The sequence below is a fragment of the Nitrosococcus halophilus Nc 4 genome (genome assembly GCF_000024725.1).
Classification (GTDB): domain Bacteria; phylum Pseudomonadota; class Gammaproteobacteria; order Nitrosococcales; family Nitrosococcaceae; genus Nitrosococcus; species Nitrosococcus halophilus.
Window position 1 is genome coordinate 2,418,700 of record NC_013960.1, and the last position, 18,607, is coordinate 2,437,306.

An 18,607-nucleotide genomic window follows, 5' to 3' on the forward strand; every position below is an offset into this window, starting at 1 on the left:
CCTTGGGGAGGAGACCGGAGTCCATAATATCAATAAAAGAGGTCTTCTGCTTTATCTCTGGTTTCCTGGCCAATCTTGCCGGTTTCTTTGGAATTGGGATTGATGGCAGACGCGAACACCCATAGAAATCCACCTGCCGCTGCCCCGGAAACGTTGCCGGCTGCGAGTTCATCCCTGGCAGTATTGCAGGCGAATATTGCGCGTTTATCCCCCCTAAAACAGGTGGGGTTGCTGCTCATGATTGCCGTCAGTGTGGCCTTAGGGGTAGGTATTTTTTTATGGTCTCAGTCACCGAATTATCAAATTCTTTATGGGGCGGTTTCTGGCAAAGAAAAGGGGGAAATTGTTGAAGCCTTGCAGAAAGCGAATATCGACTACCAATTGGATGAGGCTACGGGGGCTTTGATGGTGCCCGCCTCCCAGGTGCATGAAGTGCGGTTGCAGCTAGCGATGGAGGGTTTACCCCGGAGTGCTGGCACCGGTTTTGAACTGCTAGAACAGAACCCTGGTTTCGGCGTCAGTGAATTCCTGGAAAAGGCCCGCTATCAGCGAGTGCTGGAAGGGGAGTTGGCGCGTACCATCAGCACCCTGAACAACGTCAAGAGTGCCCGCGTCCATCTAGCGCTGCCCAAGCGGTCGGTTTTTATCCGCGACCGCAAGGTACCCTCTGCCTCGGTCGTCTTGGATCTTTATCCTGGGCGGATGCTCGCTCCAGGACAGGTGGCCGCCATCACCCACCTGGTGGCTTCCAGCATTCCCGAGTTGGAGAGCGCTGGAGTGACGGTGGTCAATCAGGAGGGGGATCTGCTCACTCAGCCGGAGCGTTCCCAAACCCTAGAGATGACGGCTAGCCAGTTCGAGTATACCCGTCGCATCGAGGAGGAATATGGACACCGGATTCAACGCATTCTGGCGCCGTTGGTGGGCGCTGATAAGGTGCGCGCTCAGGTCGTGGCTGAGGTGGATTTTACTGTCACGGAACAGACCCAAGAGCGCTATGAACCGGAGAAAAGGGCCCTGCGCAGTGAGCAAACCGCAGAAGAAGAGCGGATTGGTGGCCGTCTTCCAGGAGGGATTCCCGGGGCGCTCAGTAATCAGCCGCCGGATGAGGCCCAGGTTCCCGAGACTCTCAATGGGGCCAACGAGGGTGAGTCCCAGCCTTCAGAACCCCCGTCAAGCCGAAGCCTGCGGGCTACTCGTAACTATGAGTTGGATCGCACCATCAGCCATATTCGGCTAGCGCCCGGTGATATTCGGCGCCTCTCCGTGGCCGTTCTGGTAGATGAGAAACTGGTGACAGATGCTGAAGGCAATGTCAGCACTTCACCACGCTCACCCCAGGAGTTGGAGCATATTACCGGCCTGGTCAAAGAGGCCGTAGGCTTTAATCCGGATCGAGGCGATACTATCAATGTGATTAATGCCCCTTTCGTGCCCAACGAGGAGTTGGAACCCTTACCCGAGCCCCCCTTTTGGCAACAAGAATGGTTCTGGGTAGCTGTTAAACAAGGGGGAGGGATCCTGGCGGTGTTATTTTTGTTGTTAGGTGTTTTGCGACCGACCTTCCGGAGGTTGACCACCGTGCCCGAGCCAGTGACCGTGCCTTCTCTTCCCAAGGGCAGTGACGAAGACAAAGAAGGGCTAAAAGAGGATCGGCTGACTTTGAGCAGTAACGCCCCTACGCTGCAATTATCAGGGCCCGATTCCCTAGAAGCCAACTTGGAGAGGGTTCGCAAGATGGCCGCGGATGACTCCGAACGGGTCGCGCAAGTAGTCAAAAACTGGGTCTCTGGCGATGGCTGAGGGCCAATTGTCGGGGACTGAGCGGGCGGCAATTTTATTACGTTCATTGGGCGAACAGGGTGCTGCTAAGGTGCTTAAGCATTTGGAGCCGAAAGAGATCCAAAAAATCGGGACGACCATGGCTACCCTCCGGAGTGTTTCCAGGGAACAGGTTGACGCCGTGCTTCAAGATTTTGCAGAAAGGATACGAGAAGAAACGGCTTTGGGGATAGGCTCTGATGACTATGTCCGCACGATGCTGCAAAGTGCCTTGGGCGAAGATAAGGCCGGAACGCTGATTGACCGTATTCTATTGGGCGGCAATACCAATGGGATTGAGCAGCTCAAATGGATGGATGCCCGTTCTATTTATCAGGTTATCCATTTGGAGCATCCTCAAGTGATCGCTATCGTGCTTTCTTTTTTAGAAAGTGAACAAGCCGCCGAAGTCCTGTCCCTGTTTGCTGCTCAGGTGAGGCTAGATATCGTGTTGCGGATTGCCACCTTGGAACGGGTGCAGCCTTCGGCCTTGGATGAATTAAACGGAATTTTGGAGGAGCAATTTTCCGGCACCCATAGTAGCCTTAAGGCTTCTTCGGTGGGGGGAGTTAAGACGGCGGCCAACATTCTCAACTTACTGGACAGTGCCGTAGAAAACGAAGTTCTGGAACAGATTAAAGAGGCTGACGCGGAATTGGGCCAGAATATCGAGGATCTCATGTTTGTCTTTGACAATCTCCTGGAGGTGGATGATCGGGGGATCCGGTCCTTGCTGCGGGAGGTTTCTTCTGAAACGCTGATCATTGCCCTTAAGGGAGCCGCCGAGGAGCTTAAGCAGAAAATCTTCAAAAATATGTCCAAACGGGCGGGGGAGATGCTGCGCGAGGATTTGGAAAGTAAAGGACCCGTGCGCTTGAGTGAAGTTGAAGCAGCGCAAAAGGAGATTATTGCCATGGCCCGGCGTCTTGCCAAAGCGGGGGACATTTCCTTAGGAGGCGGTGGCGATGAGTACATCTAAGATTTTGCGCCCAGGAGATCTCACTGCCTATGAGCGCTGGGAATTACCTTTAGTAGATCGAGAAGAATCCGAGGAGGCTTCTCCCTCTAATCAGGATCCCGGGCATAATGAAAAAGCTGCTGAGGCTAACCTCAGGCAGCCCGCCTCGGAAACCCAGGAGCACGCGGAAACGGCCACCCCTTCGCCATTGACGGTAGAACAACTGGAAGCTCTCCAAAAGCAGGCCTACGAGGAAGGTTTCAACGTGGGATTGACGGAGGGCCGGAAAGCGGCGCAAAAGGAGCTGGAGCAAAAAGTAGCGCCTCTTGAGACGTTAATGGCAACTTTGAGTAAGCCTCTTCGGGAGCTTGATGAGACCGTGGAGGAAGAATTGGTGCAGCTTGGGATTGCCATTGCCCGCCAGCTGATACGCCGGGAACTGAAAACCCAACCCAGCGAGGTGGTGGCGGCAGTGCGGGAAGGATTGCATTACCTCCCCTCCCATAGCCGCCAGGTGCGGTTGCGACTCCACCCGGATGATGTGGGCGTGGTGCGCTCTGCCTTGTCCATTTCTGGAGAGGAACGACGGTGGCAAGTGGTGGAGGACCCCTCCCTCAGCCGGGGAGGATGTCAGTTGGAGACGGAACATTCCAGGATAGATGCCACGGTAGAGACTCGGCTGAAAGCCGCCATTGCCAGAGCGCTTGGCGGTGAGCGGGAAGACGATCCGGGTAGTGAGTGACACTGTTTCCACAACTCCCCTTCTGGGGGGCCGCTGGCGGCAAACCTTAGCCGAGTGCCGGGAGCGTTTGCTCCAAGATGAGGCTCCCCTGTTGAGGGTGGAGGGGCGCCTCATTCGAATGGTGGGGTTGACCCTGGAAGCCGTCGGGTGTCAATTGCCGGTAGGAGGACGTTGCCATATTTTAAGACCGGGGAAGCCGCCGGTGGAAGCTGAAGTGGTCGGTTTTGCCGGAGAGCGGCTTTTTTTGATGCCCACCGGTGATCCGAGAGGGTTGGTGCCCAATGCCCCGGTGATTCCCCTTCCCCATGGCGGTGGAGTGGCGGTAGGCGCGGGGCTGCTGGGCCGAGTTCTGGACGGTGGAGGGCGTCCTTTGGATGGCCTGGGTCCTTTGCGTACCCCCCATCATGTTTCCCTGGACGGTCAGCCGATCAATCCCTTAGCACGGCAACCGATTAGGGAACCCCTGGATGTGGGGGTAGCCGCAATCAACGGGTTGATTACCATCGGCCGCGGTCAGCGCATGGGGTTGTTTGCGGGCAGTGGGGTGGGTAAGAGCATATTACTGGGCATGATGACCCGCTACGCTAAGGCGGACGTCATCGTGGTGGGGCTGATTGGGGAGCGGGGTCGGGAGGTCCAAGAATTTATCGAAAGCACTCTGGGTCCGGAGGGGTTAGCGCGCTCGGTGGTGGTGGCAACCCCCGCAGATCATTCTCCCTTGATGCGGCTCCATGGCGCCATGCTCGCCACCAGTATCGCCGAATATTTCCGGGATCAGGGCCGACAGGTGTTATTGTTGATGGATTCCCTGACCCGTTTTGCCCATGCCCAGCGGGAATTGGCTTTGGCTATCGGTGAGCCGCCAGCCACTCGAGGTTATCCTCCGTCGGTATTTGCCAAGGTCCCCCAATTGGTGGAAAGGGCGGGCAACGGCCGCTCGGGCAGCGGCAGTATTACCGCCTTTTATACCGTGCTCACGGAAGGGGATGATGCCAATGATCCGGTGGCTGATGCGGCGCGGGCCATCTTGGATGGCCATATCGTGCTGTCCCGGCGGTTGGCGGAAGCGGGTCATTATCCTGCCATTGATATTGAAGCTTCAGTCAGCCGGGTGATGAGTCAAATCACCACGCCGGAGCACCGGCAGGCGGCCCAACAATTTAAGCAAATTTACTCCCTTTATCAGCAGAATCGGGATCTTATCAGCGTGGGGGCTTATCGCCGCGGTGGCGATCCTCGCCTCGATGAGGCCATTGATAGGCAACCCCGGTTCCAAACATTTCTCCAGCAAGGTATGTTTCAATCGTTTTCCATTGACCAGAGCCTTAAAGGGCTTCAACAAGCATTAAGGGAACAACAACCCCCAAAGACGGCGGCACCCGTGACGAATGCTGCGGGCGTATTAAGGCATGAGGATCGGGGAGGCCGTGCATGATCCGCTCCCATCGCTTGCATTCCCTGCTCCAGGTGGCGGAAGCCCAGGAACAGCAAGCCGCTAGAGGATTAGGCGAGGCCCAGCGCCTGTTCCAGCAGCAGCAACAACAGCTTGAGGAAATGCACCGCTACCGGGAAGAGTATGCGCAGCATTTTCAAACCGTGGGCCGAAATGGCGTCGGTGTCCAGCAACTTCAGCAGCTACAAAGCTTTTTGACTCAACTCGACCGGGCTATTGGGCAGCAAAAGCAGCGGCTGCAGCAATACCTTCAGCAGTTAGAGCAGACGCGTAATGGATGGCTTGAGGCACGCAGTCAAGTAAAAGCTTTGAGTAAGCTTGAGGATCGGGTTCGGCAGGAGGAACGCTGTTTAGCCGCCCATCGCGAGCAGGCGGAAGTGGATGATCGGCATCAACATTGTTTCAAGACGGAGGATGGCGGCAAATTTTAGATCTTGGAAGGCAAATTTTGCCTGCAAGATGGCGAAACCTGTCCAGGTCAAAAAGCGGTGATAGGGCCGGGGGATTGAGTCTACCAGTAAAATCGAGCCTTTCTGAGGAGACAATTTTTTCGGCACGGGATTTGCCTATAAGCTAGTTACTATTGGATAGGCATATAGTCTGGAGTGTAGGGGTCAATGACAGCGCCGGGATTTCTTGCCCTATCTTTGCCGCGTCCTTCCCCATCTACTTCGGCAGGAAAATTTGAAGGGAACCCTGACGCCTCGGCGCCTCCCGCATCGGAAGCGGCCGGCGCCGATTTTTCCGCCCAGCTGGGGGATTTGATTGCCCAGCTTAACTCCTTGCCCGAGAACCCTCCCTCTTCTGAGGGCTTGGAAAGCACGGGGGGGCAGACCCGCTTTATCAAGAATTTGTTGAGCCTGGAACAAAAGGAAGGAGAGGAGGTTGCCTCGGGGCTGGAGTCGTCATTACCGGTACCGGCAGTGACGACGACTGAGATTGGCTCTTTACCTGCCTGGGTGGAGACCTCGGGGAACGTTACGAAGAGTCAGGATTTACCCCAGGTTGGAGGCCCTGAATCTGACTTTATAGCAAAAAATTCGGCCTTAACCTCCAGAGAGGTCCCGGGTCTTGCGGGCATTGTGTCCGATGCAAGCAAACCGACTCCTCCGCCCCTCAACACTTTATCCCCAGAGCAACCGCAGCTTCAGCTTAATCAAAGGAATACCCCCACTCCAGAGATTTCTACCCAGGCAGGTAGTCTGCAAGAGCCCGTCTTAGAAGTCGCCACGGAAGAAGCAGAACCGCCGGTCTCTCTTAGCCCCGCCCCCAGCAAAGGCACGGCTCCATTGACAGCGCTCGCCCCGGAAGGGGAGAAGGAGGCAGCAAACTCAGCGCTGCTAGAGGGGGATACTCTTTCTAATCTATCTTTGAAAGGAACAGCAGAGAAAAGGGAACCGCCGCTGCCCCTCAGCCAGCCTGGTTCAGGGGTGAATAAGGAACTTGCTTCCTTGGGGTTACTGGCCTCTCAGGGGAAATCAGGAGTGGAAAATTCCGCCTCGGCCCTTCAGGGGGAGTCAGGAGCAGAAAATCCCATCCTCACGGGGGGAAATTCCAAGCTTAACCCGGATTTGGACATCTCCATCGAGGAGTTGGAATCCCAGGGATTCCAGCGCCAGGGCCATTCCAGTGTTAGCCAGGTTAGCCCTGGTGGGGGCCTGTCGGCGGTAACGGCGCCAGAACATTCAACTCTGCTCCAGGGGGAGACCCAGAGGCTGGCGGAGCCCACCCCCTTACGAGAAATGTCCCCTCCACTGGTATCCCAGGCTTCACTAGGGCCTAATCCCATGGAGACGGCCGCTCCCCCTGCCTCTGTTGAAGGTAGTCGATTGAATCTGAATTTGGAAGCTGCGCTCCAGCAGCCCCAGTGGGGAGAAGAACTCAGCGAGCGGATGACTTGGCTGATCAAAGATAAGGTCCATATTGCGGAACTGCGACTCAACCCTCCCCAACTCGGTCCCCTTGAGGCCCGCATTAACCTCCACCATGAGGAAGCGAGTATTACTTTCCATGCTTCCCAGGCGGCAGTCCGTGAAGCCCTTGAAGCGGCCCTTCCCCGCCTGCGGGATGCTTTGGCGGAGCAAGGGCTGAGTTTAGTCAATGTGGATGTGTCTCAGCAGGGTTTCTCGGAACAGCAGCGGCAGTCGGCCCAGTCGGGAAACTTGCGGGCAACTCCGGCAGAGTCCACTGAAACCGACGCCCAGGAGGGTTTAGAAAAAGATCCTCGTCCTCCCGTCCCCCAAGGGGGAGTGGATTACTACGCCTGAGCCATCAGAAATCCAAAATTTCTGCTTCAATTCCTTCCAGGGCGGCCATGGGATCAGGAGCCCCGGTGATGGGCCGACCAATGACCAGGTAATTAGCTCCTTTGCTTAGAGCTTCCCTCGGTGTCAGCACCCGCTGTTGGTCTCCTGAAGCCGTGCCGGCAGACCGAATCCCTGGGGTGACCAGTAAAAAGGGGGTTCCCAAAGCCTGGCGGAGTGCCGAGGCCTCCTGACCGGAACAGACCACCCCATCCAGGCCCGCTTCCTGGGTGAGCCGGGCGAGCCGCAGCACATTTTCCTCCGCAGTTCCACTCAGCCCTATTTGTGCCAATGCTGTCTGATCCATGCTGGTTAAAACGGTGACGGCGATCAGGAACGGGCGGGAGGAGGTCTTGGCCAGCGCCTCCTGGGCCGCCTGCATCATGGATAGTCCGCCGAGGGCATGAACATTGAGCATCCATACCCCTAGATCGGCCGCCGCAAGACAGGCGCGGGCGACCGTATGGGGAATGTCATGGAATTTTAAATCGAGAAAGATGGAGAAGCCCTGGTCGGCAAGGCGTTCGACCAAGCCGGGACCGGCCCGAGTAAATAATTCCTTGCCCACCTTCAGCCGGCACCGGGCGGGATCAAGTTGGCGGGTAAGATTGAGCGCTTGCTCTCCATTGGGATAATCCAAGGCAATGATAATACGGGGTTCTTCCATGGTGTTCTCCAGCGGTTTCTAGTCCTGGAATTTTAACGGGTTTTTGCCGCAGGTTTAGCAAGCGGTTAGGCCAGTGCTTCCAGGCCCTTCTGATCGACCAGATTCAGCAATTTCAAGGAGGGGCCATTAGGCTTTTTCTGTCCTTGTTCCCATTTCTGTACTGTTGAAGGACTAGTATTGAGGTAAGCGGCGAACACCGCCTGGCTGGCTTTGTTTCTGGTCCGGATACGCTTGATCTGCGCTGGGGTATACTGCTTTATCGGTGGCAGGCATAGGGCGTCGAACTCACGCATGGTTTTGGCATCCATTACCCCGGCCTTGTGCAGCCCATGGGCCGTTTCGTGCACCGCTTCCAGGAGTGATTGATAGCGTTTCCCGAGTAAATGGAGCATGAATACTAACCTACCAGGACCTTAACTTCTTAGCCTAACTATATCTCTCCTATAAGGAAAACGCTATATTGGTCATTGTTGATCACCCCTCATGAATCTTGCGTTTATTCGCGTGCATTTGCGGCCAAAACCCCTTTAAGATAATAAATATGAACCCGGATGCCTTGGTTAAAACCATTACTTTTAGCAATGTGGAAAGTTTTTCTTAGTTCTACCGCCCGGGATCTCGCTGATTACCGCCAGGCAGTGTATGAGGCGATCCACCGTCTCGATGGTTTCCATTGTGTGCGGATGGAAGATTTCGGGGCCCGTGATACGGTCGCAGATACATTTTGCCGGGAGAAGGTGGCGAAGGGAAAAGAAGGCCAAGCCTACCCCTGGGGCAATGAACCGGATTCTAACAAAGCCAATTATATTGATACGGGGATTGGCGCCACCAGCCCCGTAGGCTGTTTCCCAGGCGGGGCTAGTCCTTACGGTTGCGAGGAGATGAGCGGCAATGTCTGGGAGTGGACCCGCAGCCTTAAGGGCGATTATCCCTATCCCGAGGAAGGCAAAGAACGGCAGAAGCGGGAGGATTTGCGGGCCCGGGTGTTGCGTGGCGGCGCGTTTAATTCTGGTGCCAAGCTCGTGCGCTGCGCTTACCGCTTCCCCAACGCTCCTGTCGTTCTTGCCCTCTTCATTGGGTTTCGAGTGGTGGTGTCCCCCTTTTCTCTGACCGATGAATCCTCTGATCTCTGATCCGCCGCGCTGGTTTACAGCGTTTCCCAAATAGGAGAGATACGGTTGGATTGAGAACGTAAGGCCCGACTAAGCCGATATTCGTATCTCATTTATTCGGGAAACGCTATAAGCCTAGATGAGAAGTTTGGTAGTCCTGCATTATGAGTGATAATCAGGATCGGGTTGTTGGGCAAAGGGTCGCATTATAATGGTGGACAAAATACCAAATAGCGCCGACATGGTTTTCTAATTTCTTGGAGAAAGAGAGTGCTTTTCTGACTAAACGCGAAACACGCTGTCTGAGCGTACAATTAAAGCGTTCAATGTGGCTTGTTTGTCCCGTTTCTTTGCCCACGCTGCGATGGCGTGGCCCTGGGAAGATAGCCTCATAGGCTTCCCAAAAATCGGTGTAACTTACGGCCCGCTGCCGATAAACGGCGGGTAAGGACTGCCATAATCCTTGTGCCCCTGTTTGACTCCGATCGCCGATATAAACCCCCACAACTTCTTGGGTGTCCCTATCGAACGCTAACCACACCCATTGTTTATTGCCCTTTCTGGCGACAAACGACCAAAGCTCATCGCACTCAAGGGTTAAACGAGCTCTGGACTTTTTTTTATCTCCACTCGCCGCGGTGTATGCGCATATTTATCGTTCACATAATATTGCAACCAGCGCTCTGAAACGCCCGTGACTCGGACAATCCCTGCCAGCGGAATTCTCTCTAAGAGCAATTTATCAATCAGCTCTTTCGTCTCTTGAGTAATGGAGCAATTCTTGGGGTCCTCCACGAATTGCCGACCGCAGACTTTGCATAAAAATTTGGGTGTCCCGACCCCATTACTCCCATTTTTGACAATATGAGTACCACCGCATCGGGGACAGTTCATGGCTATCTCCTTGAGAAATCTATACATACATAATATAAATATAGCGCATAATCACTCAATATGCAGCACTACCGAGAAGTTTTGTGATGAATTCATACCAATTTATAGCGTTTCCCTTATAGGAGAGGTACAGTTAAATTGAGGGATTAGGGTCCTGGTAGATTGATATTTGTGTCTCATCTATTCGGGAAACGCTATGGCAAAAGGATGGAGAAACGCACAATGAGTGCACAAGACATCCGCTGGATACAGCGTTTCAACCACTACAAGATGGCGTTGGCGCGGCTGGAAGAGGCGGTCGACCTTGCAGGGCAGCGTCCCCTCTCCCGGCTGGAAGAGCAGGGGTTGATTCAAGCTTTTGAATTTACCCACGAACTAGCATGGAATACGCTCAAAGACTTCCTGGAAAACCTCGGCGTAGGCCCTTTGTATGGTTCCAAAGACTCGACCCGCGCAGCATTCAAACGCGGTTTGCTGGAAAACGGCGAAATCTGGATGGACATGATTCGTGACCGTAACCTGACTTCTCACTCCTACAATGAAGACACTGCAAGAAGCATTGCCTCGGCCATCCTGGATTTTTATTATCCGGAATTCTGTGTACTGGTGCGGAAATTGGAAGGATTAAAATACACCCATCCAGAATGAAATACGGTCTGAGAGAATCTGTCATCGAGAAAATCTGCGCCGTTCTGGCTCGCCATCCGCAGGTAGAAAAGGCGATTCTGTATGGCTCGCGCGCTAGAGGGAATTACAAGACCGGCTCGGATATTGACCTGACTCTAGTAGGCGGCGCCGGTTTGACTCTCTCGGTGTTGGGCAAAATCATGGATGAACTCGACGACTTGCTTTTGCCTTACACTTTTGATCTCTCCATTTTTAACCAGATCAGCGATCCTGAGGTCATCGACCATATCCGGCGTGTGGGGGTTGTATTCTATGAACGGAGGGAGTAGACACGCCAAAATAGCATCAAAAAAAGGCGCGCCATTGCGCCATTATTGATGCGCTGGTTTCGGATCGATAATTGGCCTCGGAGTGCTACAACATAAAGGCTTATCTTCCCTGGAATATGTTATCCTCTGGAATCATTTGACCTTTTCTCTCCATTCATCAAGAGTTATCACATCAAAAAATGGAATTTGAACTGCTGACCCGTGCCGGTGCGGCCCGGCGGGGGCGTCTTCGTTTTCCCCGGGGGACCGTGGAGACCCCGGCTTTTATGCCGGTGGGGACCTATGGCACGGTCAAGGCCATGACCCCGGAAGAATTGCGTACCGGGGGGGCGGAGATTGTCCTGGGCAACACCTTTCATCTGATGCTGCGTCCTGGCACGGAAGTCATTGCCAAGCACGGGGGGCTCCATGGTTTCATGCACTGGGAGGGGCCGATTCTGACCGACTCCGGGGGCTTTCAGGTGTGGAGCCTGGGGGCCATGGGAAAAATTACCGAGCAGGGAGTCAGCTTTCGCTCTCCCATTGATGGTCGTCCGGTTTTTCTGGGGCCGGAGGAGTCCATGGCCGTGCAGCGGGCGTTGGGGGCGGATATCGTGATGATCTTTGATGACTGCACCCCTTATCCTGCGACCGAAGAAATGACCCGCCAGTCCATGGAATTGTCCTTGCGGTGGGCGGCCCGCTCCCGGGAGGCCCATGGGGATTCTGCGGCGGCCTTGTTTGGGATCATCCAAGGGGGGATGTACGAGGACTTGCGGGATCAGTCCCTGCAAGGGTTGTTGGAGATCGGGTTTGAGGGCTATGCCATCGGGGGATTATCCGTGGGAGAGCCGAAGGACGCCATGGCGCGGATTTTGACCCATACCGCCCCCCAAATGCCGGCGGATAAACCCCGCTACTTGATGGGGGTGGGGCGGCCGGAGGATATGGTGGAGGCAGTGCGGCAGGGAATCGATATGTTTGATTGCGTTATGCCTACCCGCAATGCCCGCAATGGCCATCTTTTTGTTCGGGAAGGTGTCATCCGCATCCGCAATAGCACCTACCGGGACGATACCCGGCCTTTAGATGAGGGCTGTACTTGTTATACTTGCCGCCACTATAGCCGGGCCTACTTGCACCATTTGGACAAGACCCGGGAAATCCTCGGCTCGCGCCTGAATACTCTCCATAATTTGCACTATTATCAAAACCTTATGGAGAGGCTCCGGGAGGCGATTGAACAAAATAGGCTGGAAGCGTTCGTCGCTGAGTTTTATGCTGCACGTGCGCAGGACCCGTTGCCTGTGCCATAATCAACAATTTAGTTCGAACTGGGAGGCAAGTCACGTGTCAACTGTGCTAGATCTTTTCATTTCGTCAGCTTGGGCCCAGGAGCCGGCAGCGGCGCCACCCCAAGCGGGACTGTTTAACATCATCTTCCTGTTGGTCCTACTGGTTTTATTTTATTTCCTCTTGATTCGGCCTCAGCAAAAGCGGGCCAAAGAACACAACAAGCTGGTGGAAGGGTTACAAAAAGGGGATGAAGTGATGACCGAAGGGGGCATTATGGGGCGCATCACGGAATTGGCGGAAAGTGTCGTGGCCTTGGAGGTCAGCGAGAATGTTGAAATCAAAATACGACGCCAATCCGTTGCCTCGGTATTGCCCAAAGGCACCCTTGAAAAGCTTTAAAAATCGTTAAGTTACCCTCGATGAACCGTTATCCTCTTTGGAAAAACTTGCTTGTGCTGGTTGTGGTGCTCGTTGGCATTCTCTACGCTGCACCTAATTTGTTTGGAGATACCCCGGCGTTACAAATCTCAGCGACTCGGGGGGCTAGCCTGGAACCGGAGATCTTGACTCGGGTGGAGCAACTGCTCAAGGAACGAGGCTTGGACTATCAATCGGTCCGTTTGGAAGACCAGCGCCTTTTGGTTCGCCTCCGCCAAGCGGAGACCCAGCTCAAAGCCCAGGACGCCCTGAGGGAAGAATTGGGTTCGGATTACTCGATCGCCTTGCACTTGGCCCCTGCGACCCCCAGTTGGTTGCGAACCATTGGGGGACTCCCCATGAACTTGGGCTTGGATCTCCGTGGCGGGGTGCATTTTTTAATGGAAGTGGACATGGAGGCCGCAGTCCAGCAGGCGGAAGAGCGCTATGTGGAAGATCTGCGATCCTTGTTGCGGGAGAATCGGCTCCGTTACCTCAGCATTGGGCGGCTTGGCGCCGGGGGCGTGGAGATCAAGTTCCGTAATACGGAGCAACGGGATCAAGCCGAAACCCTCATCCATGATGAATATTTCGACTTGCTGTTGCAGCCTGTGGAGGAGGGCGGTTCCCCGCGCCTGGAGATTACTTTAAGCGAAGAGGAAAAACGGGAAATCCAGCGTTTAGCCTTACAACAGAACATCACCACTTTGCGTAATCGGATTAATGAGCTCGGGGTGGCCGAACCCACTATCCAGCAGCAGGGCCGGAATCGCATTGTGGTGCAATTACCGGGTGTCCAGGACACGGCCCGAGCTAAGGAAATTCTGGGCGCGACGGCAACTTTGGAGTTTCGCTTGGTGGATGTGACCCATGAGGTCCAACGGGCGGTGGAAGGCAGAGTACCCGCCGGCTCCCGCCTCTATTATGAGCGGGGTGGGGCGCCCATCTTGCTCAAGAAGCGGGTGATACTGACCGGTGATCATATTATCGATGCCGCCTCGGGGATTGATCAGCAAAGCGGCAGTCCTGCGGTATTTGTCACCCTCGATGGACAGGGCGCCCGACTCTTCAGCAAGGTCACAGGGGAAAATATTGGTAAACCCATGGCGGTGGTCTTTATCGAGACCAAGACCGAGACCCGGATGGAGGAAGGCGAATCGGTCAAGCTCCACCGGCGGGTCCCCGAGGTAATTAATGTGGCCACCATCCGGGATCAACTGAGCAAGCGCTTCCAGATCACCGGGCTTGATTCCACCGAAGAAGCCCGTAACTTGGCTTTGTTGCTAAGAGCAGGAGCGTTGGCTGCACCCATTGATATCATTGAGGAGCGGACCATCGGTCCGAGCCTGGGGCAGGATAATATAGAAAAGGGCTTTCAGTCCGTGCTGATTGGCTTTGCCCTGGTGCTGGTGTTTATGGCGCTCTACTATCGGGTCTTTGGTCTCATTGCCGATTTGGCGTTGACGGTCAACCTGGTGCTGTTAGTCTCACTGCTTTCTTTACTGCAAGCAACGCTCACCTTGCCCGGGATTGCCGGCATTGTGCTTACGGTGGGTATGGCAGTCGATGCCAATGTTTTGATTTTTCAGCGTATTCGTGAGGAACTTCGCAATGGCAATAGCCCCCAGGCCAGTATCGAGGCGGGTTATGCCAATGCCTTATCGACCATTGCGGATGCCAACATTACTACCCTGATCGCCGCGATAGTATTATTTGGATTTGGGACAGGGCCTATCAAAGGCTTTGCGGTCACTTTATCCTTGGGTATCCTCACCTCCATGTTTACTGCCATTATTGGCACCCGGGCAGTGATCAACCTCATTTATGGAGGGCGGCGCAAAGTAAGGCTAGCCATTTGAGACGCGGATATGAAGCTATACAAGAAATCTTTTCGTATTGATTTTATGGGCAAGCGCCGCCTCGCCTTGATATTTTCCGTGGCGCTGCTCCTCACCTCCTTGGGTTCACTAATTTTCCAGGGCCTTAATTTCGGTATCGACTTCACCGGGGGGACTCTGCTGGAAGTGGGGTATGAGCAGCCGGTAGAGCTATCGGACGTGCGCCAGGACTTGGGAGAGGCAGGGTTTGGCGGCGCCATTGTGCAGCATTTTGGCACCACCCGGGATGTCCTTATTCGCTTGGCACCGGGGGCCGAACGTAATAACGCCGAGCTCAGCAACGAAGTGCTGGCCACCTTGCAGGCCAATGGGGATAACCCGGCGACCATGCGGCGGGTGGAATTTGTGGGGCCGAAAGTGGGTGAAGAACTCACCGAGCAAGGGGGCCTAGCGATGCTATATGCGCTGATTGGAATTCTGATTTATGTTTCTCTGCGCTTCGAGTATCGGCTTGCCATTGGTTCGGTGGCGGCCTTGGTTCACGATGTGCTTATCGTGCTGGGCCTATTCTCGCTCTTGCAGCTTGAGTTTGACCTTACGGTGCTGGCGGCCCTTCTTGCGGTCATTGGTTATTCCCTCAACGATACTATCGTGGTGTCGGACCGTATCCGGGAAAATTTCCGCAAAATACGCAAAGGCACGGCGGTGCAAGTGGTCAATACTTCCCTGAACCAGACTTTATCCCGTACCGTGATGACCTCTTTGACCACCTTGCTGGTTCTTTTCGCCCTATTTATATTTGGCGGTGAGGCAATTCATAGTTTTTCCATGGCCCTTATCATGGGAGTCCTGGTGGGAACCTATTCTTCCATCTATATCGCGAGCCCTACGGCCTTGGCTTTGGGAATCAGCAAAGGAGATTTAATGCCCGCGCCTGTTCCTAAGGAAGGCGCGAAGCTGGATGACCGGCCCTAGAATGTTGACAAGGTTGGAAGGGGTTAACTCTTGGCAGAGACGGACCGCTCTTCCGCCTTATTTGCTTTTATGCATTCAGAACTAATCCGCCTATATCCCCGCCCAATTGGGCGGGGATATAGGGGGGTCTTGCTAACCGTAACCTGTTTCTACCGCCCTTTCCCCGGTTTGCGCCCCAAATATAGTGGTCTAGCCGTTGTCGCCAAGGATGAATTTCAATTCTCTCCCATCCTCCTAAACATGGCGGTTGGAGATATCCAAGTGAGCTACTAGCGGACTGGATGGCATCGCCGGGTCACCTCAAGGGGGTAGCAGGTCAGTGGCCGGAAAGTCGGAATTCATCACACTTTTCCTGTATCTTCCCTGGGTTTTTAAATACCTATGAATAAAATATGAGGTGTTTTAGGAGCGAGCCGGTGGTGTTCCGCAAACCCGTTTTCCCTCCCTGAAAAAAGGGTTTGTGGGGACTTCCCTGTCCCCTGGCTCCACGCCACCGGCTCGCTCCAAGAATACTTTAAAACTTTCACTGAGATACTAAATAAGTGGTCAACTGCCGTTTCAAGGATCATACTTTGCCAGTTATCTCTAGGACAGCTATCATGAGAATTTCTCTATACAATGAGCGTTTTTAATTATTGTCTCCTTAGAAAAATGGTTTTTCTCAGATGCTGAGATATTTCTTATCCTTGTGTTTATTGCGTTCAGGACCGGCCGATGCCCCTCCTTCGTCGGCTTTGTTGACCCAAACCCTGCTGGCCTATCTGGGGATAGGTTGGTTGATTTCTATGCTCCATTTGGAGTTTGTTGATGGGTTGCTGTCGAGCACCGTGGATACCGTCCTGTTAATCGGTATGACTGGGGGATTGCTGGCGGTGCGGGGTTACACGGCCCGTTTACAGCAGACTTTAATTGCGTTAACGGGGGCAGGAATTATTCTTGGAATTCTAGCGCTGCCCCTGTTGTTATGGCTCGATGCGGCCCAGCAAGCGGGGCTTCCACCTGGGGTGGTCTCCTTATTGCTGTTTGGACTGATGATTTGGAGCTTGGCGGTAACAGCCCATATTATGCGTCAGGCGCTGTCGGTCTCTTTCACGGTGGGAGTCCTTATCGCGGTAATTTATGCCTTGGTTTCTATTCAAGTGATGAATTTTCTTTTTCCTCCCGCTTAAGTGAGACGCCGTTGATGCACCTCCACATCCTGGGGATTTGCGGCACCTTTATGGCTGGGTTGGCGCTTTTAGCGCGAGAGCGTGGATTTCATGTCAGCGGCTCTGATGCCAATGTTTATCCGCCCATGAGCGAGCAATTGCAGGCCGCGGGTATTGGGGTCCATGAAGGTTATGAGCCAGCAGCTTTGTCACCTACCCCGGATCTAGTGGTAGTGGGCAATGCCCTCTCTCGCGGTAATCCCGCCGTCGAGTATGTCCTGGCGAAGGGATTACCCTATACTTCGGGACCCCAGTGGTTAGCCGAACAGATTTTACAAGGGCGGTGGGTATTGGCAGTAGCCGGTACCCACGGCAAGACCACCACCAGTAGCCTGTTGGCGTGGATACTCGAGTACGCAGGTCATGGGCCGGGGTATCTTATCGGTGGAGTTCCCAGGGATTTTGGTGTTTCGGCCCAGTTGGGGCGGAGCCCCTATTTTGTGGTCGAAGCGGATGAATATGATACGGCGTTCTTCGATAAACGTTCCAAGTTTGTCCATTACCGTCCCCGAACACTGGTCCTCAACAACCTGGAATATGACCACGCCGATATCTTTCCCAACCTAGAAGCCATCCAGCAGCAATTTCACTATCTGGTGCGCACGGTACCCAGTAATGGGCTTATCCTTGCGCCAGCAGGGGACAATGCTCTGGAAGCCGTACTGGCCATGGGGTGTTGGACCCCGGTGGCCCCTATTGGCATGGCCAAAGAGAAGGATTGCGCTCTGACTGCTGCCGCCGTGGCAGAGGATGGCAGCCGCTTTGAAGTGTGGCGTGAGGGTGCCTACCAGAGCCAGGTTTCTTGGTCGTTGCTTGGTCACCATAATGTGGCCAATGGCTTGGCGGCTATTGGTGCCGCCCATCATGCCGGGGTACCCATTGAGCAGGCTTGTCAGGCGCTGGAACGGTTTCAGGGGGTGCGAAGGCGTCTAGAGGTTTGCGGCAAGGTGAAGGGGGTGACGGTTTATGACGATTTTGCCCACCATCCAACCGCTATTGCTAAGACCTTAGCCGGGCTACGGGCACGGGTTGGCGAGGCTCGTCTCATCGCCGTGTTGGAGCCTCGTTCCAACACCATGAAATTGGGTATCCATAAGGAGAGCTTAGCACCCGCCCTAACCTTGGCGGACCGGGTGCTCCTGTACCAACCTCCCGATCTTGCTTGGCCCTTAGCGCCCGCGTTCCATTCTCTCGGAGCTAAGGCCTCGGTCTTCGCTGATATCCAGGCTATTGTGGATAATTTGTGTGCCCATGCCCAGGAGGGGGACCATATCGTGATTATGAGTAACGGGGGATTTGGTCATATCCATCAACGACTGCTCAAGGCCTTACAAGGGGGAGGGCAATGAATCCGAGGGAAGTGGCGGTAGCCATGACCGGGGCTTCCGGTATTGTCTATGGGTTGCGGTTACTGGAGTGTTTGCTCAAGGCAGAAGTGTCGGTGCATCTTTTGGTTTCTAGTGCGGCCCAGACGGTGGTGGCCATGGAAACTGATTTGCGCTTTCCCCCTCGACCCCGGGACTTGCAAAGATACTTAGCGGCTCATTTTTCGGTGGCGCCTGAATTGCTTCATTGCTATAGCGAGATCCAGTGGACTGCTCCTTTAGCCAGCGGTTCCCACCGCATTCAATCGATGGTGGTTTGTCCCTGCACGGTGGGGGCCATTTCGGCTATTGCCCGGGGGGCTAATGACAATCTTATCGAGCGAGCCGCGGATGTGATGCTTAAAGAGCAGCGCAAGTTGGTTCTGGTGCCTAGGGAAGCACCCTTCTCGGTCATCCATTTGGAGAATATGTTGAGTCTAGCTCGGCTGGGTGCGGTTATTCTTCCTGCAAATCCAGGTTTTTACCATCAACCTCGCCGGGTTGAGGACTTGGTGGATTTTATTGTCGCCCGGGTTCTAGATCATTTGGGGGTAGAACAGCATTTGCTGGCCCGATGGGGGGAAACTGCTTCGTGAGTTGAGGCTGAGAGCGTGGAATTGGCCT

The 18,607-nt window shown here is 54.4% G+C and carries 19 protein-coding genes; 16 read left to right on the top strand and 3 right to left on the bottom strand.

The window, feature by feature from the left end:
• The first annotated feature begins 102 nt into the window (after positions 1 to 102).
• From fliF to NHAL_RS21195, 6 genes are all read left to right on the top strand, one after another.
• Positions 103 to 1,803: a flagellar basal-body MS-ring/collar protein FliF gene (gene fliF, locus NHAL_RS11395; RefSeq protein ID WP_013033295.1), complete on the top strand. Its 1,701-nt coding sequence runs from the start codon at positions 103 to 105 to the stop codon at positions 1,801 to 1,803.
• Positions 1,796 to 2,800 carry a flagellar motor switch protein FliG gene (gene fliG, locus NHAL_RS11400; RefSeq protein ID WP_013033296.1) on the top strand — a complete coding sequence of 335 codons (1,005 nt, stop codon included), beginning with the start codon at positions 1,796 to 1,798 and terminating at the stop codon, positions 2,798 to 2,800. Before fliF ends, fliG begins: the two co-directional genes overlap by 8 nt.
• Positions 2,787 to 3,521, top strand: a complete 735-nt coding sequence (locus NHAL_RS11405) for a flagellar assembly protein FliH (protein WP_013033297.1) — start codon at positions 2,787 to 2,789, stop codon at positions 3,519 to 3,521. Before fliG ends, NHAL_RS11405 begins: the two co-directional genes overlap by 14 nt.
• Positions 3,514 to 4,956 carry a flagellar protein export ATPase FliI gene (fliI, locus tag NHAL_RS11410; protein WP_013033298.1) on the top strand — a complete coding sequence of 481 codons (1,443 nt, stop codon included), beginning with the start codon at positions 3,514 to 3,516 and terminating at the stop codon, positions 4,954 to 4,956. The genes NHAL_RS11405 and fliI overlap by 8 nt, the downstream gene beginning before the upstream one ends.
• Entirely contained in the window at positions 4,953 to 5,405 is a 453-nt protein-coding gene (fliJ, locus tag NHAL_RS11415; protein ID WP_013033299.1) for a flagellar export protein FliJ, read from the top strand. Before fliI ends, fliJ begins: the two co-directional genes overlap by 4 nt.
• A 186-nt stretch (positions 5,406 to 5,591) precedes the next feature.
• Positions 5,592 to 7,241: a flagellar hook-length control protein FliK gene (locus NHAL_RS21195; protein WP_013033300.1), complete on the top strand. Its 1,650-nt coding sequence runs from the start codon at positions 5,592 to 5,594 to the stop codon at positions 7,239 to 7,241.
• Between the two features lie 4 nt (positions 7,242 to 7,245).
• Here NHAL_RS21195 and pyrF read toward each other — a convergent pair whose 3' ends face one another.
• Both pyrF and NHAL_RS11430 read right to left on the bottom strand, forming a co-directional pair.
• Complete coding sequence (gene pyrF, locus NHAL_RS11425; RefSeq protein ID WP_013033301.1) at positions 7,246 to 7,944, bottom strand: orotidine-5'-phosphate decarboxylase; 699 nt, start codon at positions 7,942 to 7,944, stop codon at positions 7,246 to 7,248.
• Positions 7,945 to 8,009: 65 nt separating this feature from the next.
• Positions 8,010 to 8,336 carry a helix-turn-helix domain-containing protein gene (locus tag NHAL_RS11430; protein WP_013033302.1) on the bottom strand — a complete coding sequence of 109 codons (327 nt, stop codon included), beginning with the start codon at positions 8,334 to 8,336 and terminating at the stop codon, positions 8,010 to 8,012.
• 189 nt (positions 8,337 to 8,525) lie between these two features.
• Here NHAL_RS11430 and NHAL_RS19860 point away from each other — a divergent pair, with 189 nt between their 5' ends.
• Positions 8,526 to 9,077 (top strand): SUMF1/EgtB/PvdO family nonheme iron enzyme, encoded by a 552-nt coding sequence (locus tag NHAL_RS19860; RefSeq protein ID WP_013033303.1) that lies wholly within the window; start codon positions 8,526 to 8,528, stop codon positions 9,075 to 9,077.
• 154 nt (positions 9,078 to 9,231) lie between these two features.
• On the opposite strand, the gene NHAL_RS20490 is transcribed toward NHAL_RS19860, so the two are convergent.
• Positions 9,232 to 9,950 (bottom strand): IS1 family transposase gene (locus NHAL_RS20490; RefSeq protein WP_420804776.1). Its coding sequence is split into 2 segments (ribosomal slippage): positions 9,232 to 9,680 and positions 9,680 to 9,950, totalling 720 coding nucleotides; the frame shifts between segments, so codons are not numbered across the junction.
• Between the two features lie 222 nt (positions 9,951 to 10,172).
• On the opposite strand from NHAL_RS20490, the gene NHAL_RS11450 reads away from it, so the two are divergent.
• From NHAL_RS11450 to NHAL_RS11495, 9 genes are all read left to right on the top strand, one after another.
• Positions 10,173 to 10,598, top strand: coding sequence for a nucleotidyltransferase substrate binding protein (locus tag NHAL_RS11450; RefSeq protein WP_013033304.1), 426 nt, complete (start codon positions 10,173 to 10,175; stop codon positions 10,596 to 10,598).
• Positions 10,595 to 10,906: a nucleotidyltransferase domain-containing protein gene (locus tag NHAL_RS11455; protein ID WP_013033305.1), complete on the top strand. Its 312-nt coding sequence runs from the start codon at positions 10,595 to 10,597 to the stop codon at positions 10,904 to 10,906. The genes NHAL_RS11450 and NHAL_RS11455 overlap by 4 nt, the downstream gene beginning before the upstream one ends.
• 179 nt (positions 10,907 to 11,085) lie before the next feature.
• The gene (tgt, locus tag NHAL_RS11460; protein ID WP_013033306.1) at positions 11,086 to 12,201 is read left to right on the top strand and encodes a tRNA guanosine(34) transglycosylase Tgt; all 1,116 of its coding nucleotides are present in this window, start codon (positions 11,086 to 11,088) and stop codon (positions 12,199 to 12,201) included.
• A 34-nt stretch (positions 12,202 to 12,235) separates the two neighbouring features.
• Positions 12,236 to 12,580 carry a preprotein translocase subunit YajC gene (gene yajC, locus NHAL_RS11465; RefSeq protein WP_013033307.1) on the top strand — a complete coding sequence of 115 codons (345 nt, stop codon included), beginning with the start codon at positions 12,236 to 12,238 and terminating at the stop codon, positions 12,578 to 12,580.
• Between the two features lie 20 nt (positions 12,581 to 12,600).
• Positions 12,601 to 14,457 carry a protein translocase subunit SecD gene (gene secD / locus NHAL_RS11470; RefSeq protein ID WP_013033308.1) on the top strand — a complete coding sequence of 619 codons (1,857 nt, stop codon included), beginning with the start codon at positions 12,601 to 12,603 and terminating at the stop codon, positions 14,455 to 14,457.
• A 9-nt stretch (positions 14,458 to 14,466) separates the two neighbouring features.
• Positions 14,467 to 15,411, top strand: coding sequence for a protein translocase subunit SecF (secF, locus tag NHAL_RS11475; RefSeq protein ID WP_013033309.1), 945 nt, complete (start codon positions 14,467 to 14,469; stop codon positions 15,409 to 15,411).
• 665 nt (positions 15,412 to 16,076) lie between these two features.
• Entirely contained in the window at positions 16,077 to 16,580 is a 504-nt protein-coding gene (locus tag NHAL_RS11485) for a hypothetical protein (protein ID WP_013033310.1), read from the top strand.
• Between the two features lie 14 nt (positions 16,581 to 16,594).
• The gene (mpl, locus tag NHAL_RS11490) at positions 16,595 to 17,968 is read left to right on the top strand and encodes a UDP-N-acetylmuramate:L-alanyl-gamma-D-glutamyl-meso-diaminopimelate ligase (protein ID WP_013033311.1); all 1,374 of its coding nucleotides are present in this window, start codon (positions 16,595 to 16,597) and stop codon (positions 17,966 to 17,968) included.
• Positions 17,965 to 18,579, top strand: a complete 615-nt coding sequence (locus NHAL_RS11495; protein WP_013033312.1) for a flavin prenyltransferase UbiX — start codon at positions 17,965 to 17,967, stop codon at positions 18,577 to 18,579. The genes mpl and NHAL_RS11495 overlap by 4 nt, the downstream gene beginning before the upstream one ends.
• Positions 18,580 to 18,607 lie beyond the last annotated feature (28 nt).